Source organism: Paraburkholderia sacchari (assembly GCF_000785435.2).
Taxonomy (GTDB): domain Bacteria; phylum Pseudomonadota; class Gammaproteobacteria; order Burkholderiales; family Burkholderiaceae; genus Paraburkholderia; species Paraburkholderia sacchari.
This window is the reverse complement of the sequence record NZ_JTDB02000015.1, coordinates 107,045-119,505: the sequence shown is the minus strand read 5'-3', so window position 1 is coordinate 119,505 and position 12,461 is coordinate 107,045. Positions and strand designations below refer to the sequence as shown.

At 57.7% G+C, this 12,461-nt stretch carries 13 protein-coding genes; all 13 read right to left on the bottom strand.

All coding sequences use genetic code 11. The annotated features are described in order from the left end of the window. Nucleotides 1-480 (bottom strand): DUF5710 domain-containing protein (locus tag NH14_RS31540; protein ID WP_237179831.1); only part of this gene is annotated, 480 nt, incomplete at its 3' end. Between the two features lie 36 nt (nucleotides 481-516). Then, nucleotides 517-1,989 carry an LPD7 domain-containing protein gene (locus NH14_RS31535; protein WP_035534253.1) on the bottom strand — a complete coding sequence of 491 codons (1,473 nt, stop codon included), beginning with the start codon at nucleotides 1,987-1,989 and terminating at the stop codon, nucleotides 517-519. A 65-nt stretch (nucleotides 1,990-2,054) separates the two neighbouring features. After that, nucleotides 2,055-3,191 carry a KfrB domain-containing protein gene (locus tag NH14_RS31530; RefSeq protein ID WP_152617348.1) on the bottom strand — a complete coding sequence of 379 codons (1,137 nt, stop codon included), beginning with the start codon at nucleotides 3,189-3,191 and terminating at the stop codon, nucleotides 2,055-2,057. 101 nt (nucleotides 3,192-3,292) lie between these two features. Continuing rightward, complete coding sequence (locus tag NH14_RS31525; protein WP_035534251.1) at nucleotides 3,293-3,832, bottom strand: KfrB domain-containing protein; 540 nt, start codon at nucleotides 3,830-3,832, stop codon at nucleotides 3,293-3,295. A gap of 47 nt (nucleotides 3,833-3,879) precedes the next feature. Further along, entirely contained in the window at nucleotides 3,880-4,158 is a 279-nt protein-coding gene (locus tag NH14_RS31520; protein ID WP_035534250.1) for a hypothetical protein, read from the bottom strand. A 275-nt stretch (nucleotides 4,159-4,433) separates the two neighbouring features. Beyond that, complete coding sequence (locus NH14_RS31515; RefSeq protein WP_035534249.1) at nucleotides 4,434-5,726, bottom strand: ATP-binding protein; 1,293 nt, start codon at nucleotides 5,724-5,726, stop codon at nucleotides 4,434-4,436. 68 nt (nucleotides 5,727-5,794) lie between these two features. Beyond that, nucleotides 5,795-6,910 (bottom strand): ParB/RepB/Spo0J family partition protein, encoded by a 1,116-nt coding sequence (locus NH14_RS31510; RefSeq protein ID WP_052148578.1) that lies wholly within the window; start codon nucleotides 6,908-6,910, stop codon nucleotides 5,795-5,797. A 12-nt stretch (nucleotides 6,911-6,922) separates the two neighbouring features. Then, complete coding sequence (locus NH14_RS31505) at nucleotides 6,923-7,672, bottom strand: ParA family protein (protein WP_035534248.1); 750 nt, start codon at nucleotides 7,670-7,672, stop codon at nucleotides 6,923-6,925. Nucleotides 7,673-7,708: 36 nt separating this feature from the next. After that, on the bottom strand, nucleotides 7,709-8,092 hold the full coding sequence (locus NH14_RS31500; RefSeq protein WP_035534247.1) for a hypothetical protein: 384 nt from the start codon (nucleotides 8,090-8,092) through the stop codon (nucleotides 7,709-7,711). 325 nt (nucleotides 8,093-8,417) lie between these two features. Continuing rightward, nucleotides 8,418-9,065, bottom strand: coding sequence for a hypothetical protein (locus NH14_RS31495; RefSeq protein WP_035534246.1), 648 nt, complete (start codon nucleotides 9,063-9,065; stop codon nucleotides 8,418-8,420). A 251-nt stretch (nucleotides 9,066-9,316) separates the two neighbouring features. Continuing rightward, nucleotides 9,317-10,768, bottom strand: a complete 1,452-nt coding sequence (locus NH14_RS31490) for a TraB/TrbI/VirB10 family type IV secretion system protein (RefSeq protein WP_052148577.1) — start codon at nucleotides 10,766-10,768, stop codon at nucleotides 9,317-9,319. A gap of 2 nt (nucleotides 10,769-10,770) precedes the next feature. Then, nucleotides 10,771-11,661 (bottom strand): P-type conjugative transfer protein TrbG, encoded by an 891-nt coding sequence (trbG, locus tag NH14_RS31485; protein ID WP_052148576.1) that lies wholly within the window; start codon nucleotides 11,659-11,661, stop codon nucleotides 10,771-10,773. A 35-nt stretch (nucleotides 11,662-11,696) separates the two neighbouring features. Next, nucleotides 11,697-12,440, bottom strand: a complete 744-nt coding sequence (locus NH14_RS31480; RefSeq protein ID WP_152617346.1) for a VirB8 family type IV secretion system protein — start codon at nucleotides 12,438-12,440, stop codon at nucleotides 11,697-11,699. Nucleotides 12,441-12,461 lie beyond the last annotated feature (21 nt).

Sequence of the window (12,461 nt, the reverse complement as noted above, 5' to 3'; positions counted from 1 at the left end):
GGAATGAACCAGGCCTCGCGGAAACCACGGTTGCGAGTATCCCGTGTCCAAGTTGGAGATGTAGCCGTTCGGAGCGTCGCCGAACTGGACTTTGTAAGCCCCTTTCAGGGCCTTCTGATCCCGGCTGGTAGTTACCGTTGTCTGCGTCCATCCACCCTTTTCCTTCTTGCCCGGATAGACCAGGCCGGCTTCCCTGCAAGCCTGCGCAAACTGCTCGCGAAGATCCGCCTCGGTAAGCGCCATCGGCGGGTTGAACCAGCGTGCGAAAGGCGCGTCGTCTACACCGTGCGGTACAAACCATGCGAACTTCTTGCCGTCATACACCGCACCCAGCCCGTGCGCCTCTTTCCGCTGAAACTCGTCTTCTTTGGGGACGAAGATGTATCGACGCCCCTTGCGCTTTCCAGCGGCGTCAGGCGTCGTTTCTGACGTTGGAACTCCGCTTTCTTCGGTCACAGCATCAGGCGTCGGTACAGTCATTTAAAAATACCTCCAGATTTCAAAAAACACGTCGCGTTAGCGCGAAACGCCCTGGCTCCGTTGGCGCTCCTGCTTGGTATCGATCGCCGCCCGCCCCTTGCCATACTGGATACGAAGGCTGTCGCCCCGATCGATGCCCTTTTTCAGCTCCGCTGCATCGAAGTGCGCCTTATCGTGGATGACCGCCGCCTTCTTGCCCATGTCCTGCACGATGTGATGCTCCGTCTGGTGTATGACTTTCCCGGTATACAGGCCATTGGCCTTGTTGATGTCGAAAACAACAGAGCCAGCCTTGAGTGCGTACTCGACCGCCGCAGCTTTCGAGTCGGAAACGGCCTGCACCGACACCGCCGTACTCGGCGCATTCGGCATAGCAGCCGGCCCGCGACCCGCATTCTGTGCCGCTTCCAGCGTAGCGAGATCCTTCTCGGTCGGCTCATATCCCACGACTTCAAGGCCCGCCATGCGAGCGTGATGCCAAGCTTCTGCGCGGAATTTTTCAGTGCCAGTCACAAGGATCGCTTCCCACTCCTTGTGCTTCGCCAGCTCGATGGCGGCCTGGAATGCATCCATCTGCTTGTCAACAAAGCGGATCTTTTCGTTCTCGTCAACAAGGGCTACGCGCTTGCTTTCTTCTCCGTCCGCTACCCGAAAATACTCACCGTTATCGCGCCGAACGAAGCGCCCATTGAGCAGCGTCGGCGGTCCCTCTTTCTCGACCTGTGGAACCGCCTTCTGTTGATCCGACTCAGCAGCGTTGGCACGCGACGACTGGCCCGGACGTGGGGCGCGCGCAATGGCGTCTTCCTGAACCGTCGCTTGCGATCGAGGCGCACGACCGGGCGCGGCAGAAATGGAGTTTTCAACCTCTTCTTCCGGCTTCGCGCGGTCTTTGGATTCATCAGCTTCCTGCCCCACCGTTGCCTCGCCACTGACGACCGGAGCAACACCGGTCGACAACTCGCTTCCAGCATCGCGGAGGAATTCGGGCGCGCTGATGGTCTTCGGGCCGTACTGGCTCCAAAGTGCCTTGGCCGATTCCTTGTCGGTTACTGCAAGCGCCTCCAGCTCCTTCAACGCCTCCTGGACCTGTGCGGCACCGGCCATGCGAACCGTCGAATCGTCCGAGTAGGCGTAAAACCAATCAACCTTTGCAAACCGATCCTCGAATCCTGCGGGAAGGGTTGCCCGAGTTGCACGTGCGATTGCATTGTCCGCAGGCTCCACAACCTGCCCTTCAGATTGGCGAACGAACGCCTTGACCGCATTCCGATCCCGTTCAGAGACGCCAGCAAGGTGCGCGTCCAGTTGTTCAGCCGAATCGAACTGAATGGCGCCATCCAGTGACCCGGCCGAAGGCAGGAAGCCGACGCGCGAACTGCCGCTGCCGGCTGTGATGAAATATTCACCACCCGCCGTTTTCAGCTCTTTCCCTGCCGTATATGAGTACCCAGCCAGAGGGTCGTTTGCTACTTCTGAGACTGCGTCTTTTTTGTTGCGTTTCGCCATGATTGACTCCCGTGAATTATTAAATTCACTGAGCGCCAACTTGCGACGCTCAGCGCCCCACGCGTTCAGCGCGCCACGCCCTGATTCCGCTCTCGCTCGTGCGATTGCTCGTTCACCTGGGCCTTGCCCTGCTTGTAAGAAATCCGCGCGTTCTGCCCTGCCGCTGGCAGTTCTTCGAAGCTACGCGCACGGTGCAGCGTCACATGGTCCTTTCCGCTGTGTTGCAGCACGTAACGATCGTTGATCGCAAGCACCCGACCGCTGTACCCCTTCCCGTCCGCAGTGAATGCGTCATGCGTTTTCGGCGAATCGATAAGTTCCGCGGCAACTTCCATCATCTGGTCGCGGTCGGCGCGATCGGCTACAACCTCCTTGCGCATATCGTTGACAGCGCGAGCCACAAACGATTTAAGGTTTGCGTCCGTGACCCAAATCTTTTCGTCGCGCTTGAAATCCGCGCCGTCGATTCGCGCGATGCGATCAGCGAGCGCAGGGTTATAGTCGAACTCGATCCTGTACTGGCCACCCTCTTGCGTCACCTTCACGCCGTCGACGGATTTGCCCAGCGAGGCATCGAGCTTTTCTTCCACCGTCAGCAATTGCCCGACCTTCGCACGCCCCTTCTCGTCATAGGTGATGGAAACCTTGTCACCCTTCAGGACAGCCTCTGACAGATCGGCGAGCCGGTGCAGCGTCACAAACGCGACGCCATCGCGCCTGCCGTTTCCGGTCAGCTGCGCGGCATAGCGATCGTTCACGCTGATGATTTCACCCCGCAGCGCTTCGTCGCGCGGATGAAATTCGCTCAGACGCGGCTGCACTTCAGCCGTGTCCTGCCGCTCGCGCGCCGCTTGCTGCGCGAGCGACACAATGCCATCGTGTGCCGCGACATCGAGCAGGTACTCCTTGCGCATTGACGCAGACACTTCGGCCAATGCGTCGTACTGCGCCACCGGCACCCGCCAGGCATCGTTGCCGTCGAACGCCGCTCCCGGAATCGCACGAATTTGTGCGACGAGATCCGGGTTGTAGCCGAAGCGAACCGCGTAGCTCGAATTTCCGTCAAACGTGATCGACACACCATCCACATCGCCATCGAGCGGATTCAAACGCTGCCGCTTTACGTCGGGATCGACGGATCGACGGCTACGGTTTTTCCCGGTTTCTTGCGGCGCGACATCTCCAGTCACAGTTTCAGTCATGGCAGGCTCCAATTCTGATTACTTTTAATCAGTGTAATGCAGATAAACCGGTTCCTCGACAAAGCCCTGGTGCGACCAACCGGAGAAATCGCGCCAATCGACTAACGCGTGACGCCGCCGCGATCCTGCGTCTTCGTCCTATCCGAGACGACGCCCATACCCTTCGAATAGTCGATAGCGACGTTGCGCCCAACAGCCGGCGCCCGATCGAGCTTGGCAAGATCGTGGATAACGACGGCACTCCGACCAACCGCCTGCACGACGTGAAAATCCGTGCGGCCCACTATCTCGCCGACCGCTCGCCCGTTCGGATTCGGTGTCTGGATAAGCGTGTCATCGCCATACTGATCGCGCGCCGTCTTGACGGCGACCGCATAGCTGGCCTCGACAACAGCAACTGAGTCGGAGATGGAAGCGGAGCCGCCGCGTCGGACCTGTTCGAGAAGCGCTGTCTCGTTGCGCCTTTCCTCAGCTGTGCGGACCACCGTAAGAATCTGGTTGAGGCGTTGCTTGGAGATACCCGACGCTGCCGCAGCATCAATCGGTTTCATGTTCTCCACAAGCACCAGGCGAGCCGCATCGCGGTTCGTCTGGCTTAACTTCGTATCCCGGACTAGGTCCGCGAAATCCTGCTCGGTCATACCCGGTCCCGTGATTGTCGATTACACGGTAACTATATACCAACTCTTTACGTAGTGGCAGGGGCAACCAGCGGCGTCTCAATCTCGGACATCTCGCCGAACGCCGCAATGCCTGCGTCCCATGTCGCGGTGAGCCACTGCATATAGGTCGCAAGCTCAACCGAACCGTCTGCGTTCGTCGGAAACGGCAAAGGGCCGTCCGCAAAGACCTTCGCCAAAACTTCCGGAGCCACCACGCGCTCGGCGGGAGGCACATAGCCACCTTCCTCGGCGAAGACCCGCGACCCAAGTACCGAAAACGACGACGACGACGATTCCTTAAACATACAACCCCCAATGAGCAGAACTGGTCTATCCACACGTCACCTTCTTATTGAGTGACATGATACGCGAACTTTGCAGTAAGTAAAGAGCAATCGCTATTTACCGAAACGCGACTACTCTATACTTGGCCGCTTGCTCCCTTCTGACGTTGGAAGCGAGCGACGTTGCCCCACACAGCAACCGATTCACCACCTGAACAAACGACGCATTATGTTACGAACAAAACATTTTGTAACATTCAATTGGCATAAATATAGTGTTCCGTATCTGGTCGCACCTACAGACTGACCAAGGTCGCCCCTGTTGCCAGTTCGCCAATTCCCTTCATTTGAACGAGAACCCGACGATGCGGAATGATGGACTTGAGTGAAGCCTCGCTTACACCCAGTTTTCGGACCACGTAGGCATTATTGGTATGATCGAGCCCCAATAACAGTTTTGTGCCAAGATTACCAATGAGGATATCGGCAAAATCTGAGGGAGCTTGAGAGGCAAAGACCATACTAATTCCGAACTTCCGCCCTTCCCGCACCATGCGGTTGATCACATAGTCTTCAGAGCTATCCGAATACCAATGAGCCTCATCGAGCACGATCACGTCCAGAATCTCATCGGTAATGCCACGCTGGACGGCACGCGTAAAAATAGTTTCCAGCCTGGTGAGCGTGAACAGCTTCTTCTCGTCGCGGCTCAGTGACTTGATGATGTAACGCCAGACCCTGTTGCGGGTATCAAGCGGTGGCGGTGTACTGCGGTAGATACCGATCTGGTACAGATTTTCAAGACGGTCGATCACCGACTCAAGCGTTTCCTTCTGCCCTTCTGCGTCGAGTGCGTCCTCGAACTCATCTCCGGTATGCGCGGTCATCACCGCTTCGGTGAAGGCATCGATCGCCTTCTCTCGTGCAGACTGCAACTCGCGCTCGAGCTTCGCCAACGCTTCATCGTCAGCGCCCGGACGCGACAGCGCCTCTTCCTTGATGCGCTTCTGCTTTGCCGCGCGAAACACGTCCTGTAACGCATTCACCGCACGCTGATTGGACCCGGTAGCCACCACCTTGATCCGCTCCCTTCCATACTCGATTGCATCGAGCAACGTCGGATAGCGCTTCCCGTTCGCGGGGTCCGCGGCCCACGTCGTATGGTCCTCCATCACGAACCCTTCGCGACGGTACAAAGCTACGAGCAGCCGCGTCAACGCGCGCTCCTGGCGCGGTCCCAGCCTGACCGATGTCCGGTTTATCGCCATGATGAGCGACTGGATTCGCTTTCGGACGCCGCCGAACTCAGGATCAGCACTCAGCTCCAGCGGATTGAAGCCGAAATCGGACGATTCGTGAAACGTGACAGATGACGCATCGGGAATATCGACATCGCCGTGGCCGTCGAACACGTGAAAGCGCACGCGCGGATGACCGCTCTCTTTCATCGCGGCCACGATCCGACGCAGCATGGTGGTCTTACCCATACCGCTGTCGGCGAACACCCCGATGTGAGGGTTCGCAACGCGGCCCGGTTCCCATCCAACCTCTGCCCCGTTGACGACGTTAGCGCCCCATCTGATACGCAAGGTTTAATCCTTTTTTTAAATTACTTTGCGAATAAAAAAGACGGGCCTGAGCCCGTCCGTCGACCAAGTTAAGCGAGTTTGTTGATCGTTGAAGCCAGCACCGTCGCAAGCTGGCTGTCGTCTTCAGGCAACGTGCCGCCCATCGCCACGATCGATTGCTTCATTTCTTCGACGGGCAGCGAAAGAGCGACGGTATGGGTTTTGTCCGCTACGGCGCCGTGGTGCAGCATCATCTCAATCTGCTGAAGCGTAAGACGGGCTTCCCGCTTCTGCTGGGCCACGCCGCTGAGTACGCCCGTCCCCGCGGGGATGACGGGTTCCCCGCCCGTGTCCTTGATCCGATCGCGCGGCGCGGGTCCTGCTTTCGCCGCTGCACTTGGCCGATAGCTCTCGCCTTCCGGCGCCTGTTGATTGATCAACTCCTGCACCTTCTGCGCCAAAGCAGGATCGACCGTGACCGGCCCGGTCGGCTGCGGAGGTCCTTTCGCCCCTCCCTTGCCGGCCGCGCTCTTTGCCGCCCTGATGTCGCCCGACGTTAGCGCGCGGCCTTCTTCCCGCGCCTTCGTCTTCAGCTGCTCCTGAACCTCAGGCGGCAACGGGCGGAACTGCTCAAGCAAGGAAGCGTAAGTAATCATGCCCGAGTCCACGACATCGGACCACTTCGGGTCGAGCAGCGCGAGCACGCGAGAAATGTACTGGCTGCTCTTGTTCATCACCTTGGCCAGTTCCTGCTTTTGAAGGTCCGGATACTCTTCGAGCGTGTCCCTCAAGAAGAGCGCCGTCTCCAGATCAGTCAGGTCGTCACGCTGGAGGTTTTCAGACAACTGCACGAGTCGCAGTTTCGCCGCCGTAAGGTCCTGTCGAACGATCGCAGGAATTTCCTGCGAGTCGGGAAGGCCACGATCACGGTTGAGTCGAAACGCGCGCCAACGGCGCTCTCCAGCGATGATGCAGTAACGGCCATCGCCCACTTCGCGGACGATGATCGGCTGCGTGAGGCCGATTGCAGAAATGTCGTCGGCCAGCTCTTCGAGAGCCGTCTGCACTGACTGTTCAATCACGCCGTCGACCGGGCGGAACTTCGTGCGCGGCTGCTTCGCGTCAGGCTCAACCATATCAATGTCGATACTGATGACCTGCGCGGTCGGCGCGTCAATGCTGTTTAAAAAATCGAGCGTGCCCATTAGTTCAAATCCTTAAACAGTCACATCCAAAATACGGTTGGCGAAATCTTTCCAGTGCCGGCCAAGCTTCTTGTCGCGAGCGTGGCTCCAAACCGGTCGGAAGTTTTGGAGAGCGTCTGACACAGGCGTGCGCAACGAGAATTCCTCAACGATGGAACGTCCGAATTTTTGCTGAAGCGCCTCGCGAAACTCGCGCTGCGTCTTGGACGACTTCGTGAACAGGTTGACCACCATCTGCACATTCAGCGCCTTGTTGACCCTCTGGACGGCCCGGATCGTATCAAATGTGTCATCCAGGCCGGTTATCGAGGACAGCAACGGCTGCACGGTCAACAGCGCCGTATCCGACCACAGCAGCGGACTGGCGATGCGAGGCCCAAGGGCCGGTGGAGTGTCAAAAATCACATAGTCGAACGGCAAGGACCGCACCTTGGCCCGAATCTTGATCGCGACTTTCAGCAAGTCCTCTTTCTGTGTGTCCAGCTCTTCAAGGTACAGATGCCCATGAAGCACCTTTACGTTGTCCATCGGCGTATCGGTGTACGGCAGATCGACGCCGTCCGAGAACAGCATTTCGGCGCCACCGCGCCTCTTGTTGATTCGCAGATCCCGCGTCAGAAATTGTGAGGCATTCCCCTGCCCGCAAAAATCAACCACAAGCACCTGCCCGCCAGTCTCAGCAGCGGCATACGCGAGGTGAACCGCGAGCGTCGTCTTGCCGACGCCGCCCTTCTGGTTCGTTACCACGATCAACTTCGGCATGTTGGCTCTACCCGATGTAGTTCAGCCAGCTCGACGTTACGAACTGGCCTCTGGTTGTTTTCCTTGTGCTTGCCGGTGCAAGCGACTCAGCTTTTCAACAACGAGCGACGGCACGGAGATTCGCACGCGACGCGATCGAGCCAGCTCCACCGACTCTGAAAACAGGCGGTCATATACTGACATCGGAAGCCGGACCAAGACGGACTTCTTTTCAACGCTGCCCTCCACGGGCGACGCATCATCAATGGCAGTGATATCCGTATCTGTCTCGTCCGACAGCATCGCGACAATGAGCGACGGCACCGACATTCGCTTTCGTTGCTCTGAAGCCACCTCGACCGCTTGGGAAAACAACCAGTCCTGAATCGGGAGAGGGAGCCTGATCAGAACTGGCTGTTTCTGCTCTTTTGCATCGGTCATTTCTACCCCTCTATAGCTTGCTATGATGATATCAAGCTATCAATTCACGCGCAAGCACTGAATTATTTATATTAACCAACTTCCAAAAAGACCACGCGAGGCGGCTTTTCTGACGTAGGAAGCCGCGCCCCGAGCACGAGCGTTTCGAGACTTTCACGCCGATTGCGGGGCTGACTCGTGACAATAAAGATTAGAACGGGAGCCTCCAATCTTTGGGTGAATCGCGCCACTTGGTGGCTCACGATCGCGCAAACTTTGCTCGAAACCCTCGAACGACGGGGAAGATTTTCACAATGTTCAGCGCGCGCTTTTCCAATCTTTTTTGTCACGCGCTAGTGGCTGAACTTGAACCCACCATCTTCGCGGGCGGGTAGATGTACTGGACCCACCAGAAAATAGCGGTGTAACAAAGGCATGCGTTGGACACGCCGCACACCGACGCTACGTTCGTCACCCGCTCCTTCAGTTCAAGCGGCAACTGTATGTTGACTTGCGACCAGCCGGTCGCGCCGGCCATGCCCTTCGCGTAGGTCATTGCAGTCTTGGGCTTGCGCCAATGCAACCCGTGCTCCCACGGTTGCTCTTTCAGGAACCGGGTAATCATGTCCTCGAACATCGCCGTCAGCGACGGATACAAGAACGGCGTGATCCCTCGCAGATACGTGTAGATGTGCGACGGACAGCGGGTAGGCACCGCTTGAAGATTTTCGAAGCGGGTCTTTGGCCTGCCAATGCGCCCACCGCGCGTACTCCGAGGACGCGTGTCAGCCGCTACCAATTCCTGATCCTGCGCGACTCCCTTGCTGGAACTCGCGCGCTTGGGTGCTGCTGGAGCTTTCGTGACGCCCTGCCGAGACGATGCCGCCTTGACCTTCGGCGGCTGCTTCTTCGGCACCCGCTTTACTGCGGTCGCAGGCCGCGCGGCACTTTTGGCCCGTGACGGCCTTGCGATCGTGCTCTTCTTCGTAGTCATAGGGGAAAAGTCCTGCATTAAGCGTATCAGAAATTCTAAGGAATGATATATGACTATCTTATGTGACAACCGGGCGGTTTGACAAATCAAAAAATTACACGCCCGTAGTTAGCAGTCTCATAGCGGGGGCCGCTGTCCACAATATTGAACGAGGACGCAAGCGTTCACTGTGCGCCACGTCACTTTCTTCTGACGTTGGAAGTGCAAAAAAGGGCCGCATCATTTGCGGCCCTTCATTTCATTATTTTAAGTCACTGCGCTGCGCGAGTCGGATTCGGCACATAGGCGCTCGGGAATACGATGTCCTTCGTCGCCACAATGTTGAACCGGTAGCCTGGTGCGCGCGTAAGGGTCGGCTGGATATTCATCCCCTTCGTAATGTACGCCTCACCGGTCTGGCCCAGCTGCTGCCCCACCGCTTGCGTGACGGTTTGCGAGTTGCTGAGCGTCCCATACGCGTTAGTGCTCTGCTTCTGAGACAAAGAGATGCCCGCCGAAAATGCCGCCATGAGCAGCGCGCTACCAAACACCTTCGCATAGTGGTTGTTCACGTCCGCATCAAAGCCCGCGTTCCCGGCCTTGTCCTCACCCGGCATGCCCTGAATACTGATACTGCTCCCGTCCGGGAAAATCAGCCGGTTCCACACCACGAGAATCCTCTCCTGCCCGTAGGCGACCTGACTATCGTATGTACCGAGGATCTTCGTGCCTTGCGGAATCAGCAAGTAGCGTCCAGTCGCCGAGTCATATACGTTCTCGATCACCCGTGCGCAGGTCTGCCCTGGCAGATCGGAGTTAAGGCCGCACTCCAGCGCGGCCGGAATGATGCTGCCGCCCATCAGTTGGTAAGCTGACAGTGCCGGTTGCACAAGTTCCTTCAGAACGGTGTTGTCCTGACTGGCCTGGCTCGATTTCAGAAAGGATTCCTTGCGTACCTGTTTGTTCTGATCGTCCTGTGGCTGTCCGTAAGCCGCGACTGGATTGCCCGCGCCAGCTGCCTGTGCGGCTTGCGCGGCCTGCGCCGCAGCAGCTAGAGCGGAATTCAGCTGGTTATTCGCGCCGATCGCCGGTACGGCCGTGGCACCCATGCCGCCGAGCGATGCCAACCCGCCGTCCCCACCGCCCATTTCCATTCCAGCACCAATCGCCTTGTTGCGCTTGTCCACAAGTTCCTGCTTTGCCCTTGCCGCCGCAGCCTCTTCCGGCGTCTGATATTGCTCGCCCTGGGGACCAACATTGTGCTGGTTGGAAAGCTGTACTGCTGGAGTCTGCCCACCAGCAGGCGTGCTGCGCAATGGGGCATGCGCAGAATTCGGTGAGGATGCGAGCCCGTCAACGGGCGGTACACCGACACCACCCACGCCCCCAGCACCGCTCGCCCCCACGGCAACCGAGGGACCACCCAATCCAGCAGCATCAGACGCCGCGACTACACCAACCTGTCCGTCCCCGATGCCACGGAGATTGGGCGTCGCAGGTTCCACTGTCGGCGCAGCCTTTTTTTCTGCCGTCGTGTCCGGCTCGTCAGCGGCAGAGGTAGGCTTGTCGCCGCTATCCATCGTCATGATCGAGAAGAGAATGAACCCGACAATCGCCGTGATGGCGAGTAGCACGAGCGCTTTTGCCTTTCTCGAAAGCCGCGTGATACCGGTACTCTTACCCTTCAATTGAACGGTGTCCGGAGAATCGAACGAACTCGCCATCGTTAGTTCCCTCCCACACGCGACCAGAAGCTACGATTGTGCTTGTTCCACGTGATCGTGATCTTCTGTTCGTTGCCATCGGTCCCGACCACAAGCATTGCCTTGTCAAAGAGCTTGTCGACCTCGTACAGCGTCGGGGTCTTCGGGCGCCAGTTCACGATCGCCGGCTTGTTGTCCTTGTCGATCAGGAGCAGCACGGGCGCCTCTGCCATTGGGACGCCGTCCGGCAACTGGATGTAAGTCTTCAGACCGTCGTTATAAACGCGAAGGGGCTTGAACGCCGCGTCAGAGCCACCGTCAATCGAATAATCGAAGTCGAGCCGATCCGCAGCGCCAGCCGGCAGTTCAGCTGCCACCAGCTGATCGTGCGCCTTCTGTTCACGCGCTTTGAGCTTCGCCGATTCGTCCCATTCCGAAGTCATGTCTTCCGGATAGTAGAAGCCGATCATGTTCAGATAGTCCTTTTCATTGGGACTCGAATACAGCTCGATCTGATAGGTGCGGCGATCGGTTGTAATAATTAAATTAGTCTGAATATTGACATCGGTCGGTTTGACAATCACATGCGTAATCGCCTTATCACCCGTTCCAGAAACCTGCTTGCTCATCATCCAGCGCGCGGTATCCCCTGCCACCGGCTTTCCCGTCACGAGCTCGCCCGGTTCAAGCTGAATATCGCAGACCCGCATGAGCGTGCATGTCAGCTTGGGAAGGTACTGGCCGAACGGATACATGATCCGTCCATCGTCGGAAATGATGGGCTTTGCCTGGCCCGTTTGCTGCCACTTTTTCGCCTGCGCCACGGCGGCGTCTTCCAACGTCAGAAATCGTTGCCCCGCGACCGCGTTCGCACTGAGCGCAACGAATGCGAGCAATGTCACCCACTTTTTCATTCCCGAAAACTCCCTATTGGCTTTGTACATGCCGCTCAACCCAGCACCTTCGACCAGCTGAAATCAGTGATGAAAAAGCCGGGGCCATTCACTGCAATACCAGCTGCGGTATCGAGCGGAACAATCTTGTACGTGAAAATACCCTTCCAACGTTCCGTTCCAATTACGTCACCATTCGGTGCATGCAGCGTCTCATTCCATTCCATCTGGAAGGTGTTGTCGGATACTGGCAGGCAAAGCGTGACATGGGTATCGACCGTATGATCGGCTGCTGTCTGGAAAGGCTTGCGCTCGTCGTAGAAGCGGTCCAGCGCTTTCTTCGCCGCCGAACCTTCCTGTACTCGCGCATAGACCCATCTCTGGAAACGCTTGCCCGCAGCCTGATCACCGATGATCAGTCGCGAGTACTCCACCCAGTCGATCATTTGCTCACGAATGACGCGCTTGCTGTCGACCGCATTCACCCTGTCGGCAGGACCAACCGATATCTGGTAGCCGATCTTATCTACCGCGACGACGAACGGTACAAACTTGCTCGTCATCTGGTAATACCCATTGAATCCCACGGACATCGCGAGAATCGCATAGAGAATCCGCTTCTCGACACGGTCGTTGTGCCTCGCGACCGCAAGATTCATATAACGGTCGTCCTGTTCGCCGTTTTGATCACGCAGGAACGGCGACGAAGGCTTTTCGCTCTTCCCGGATTTCTGCGCTTTCGTGGAGTCGGCAGGTGTGAGTGCGCCGTCGTCTTCCACGCGCTTTTTGCGTTTAAACACTGTCAGTCGCTCCGATTGATT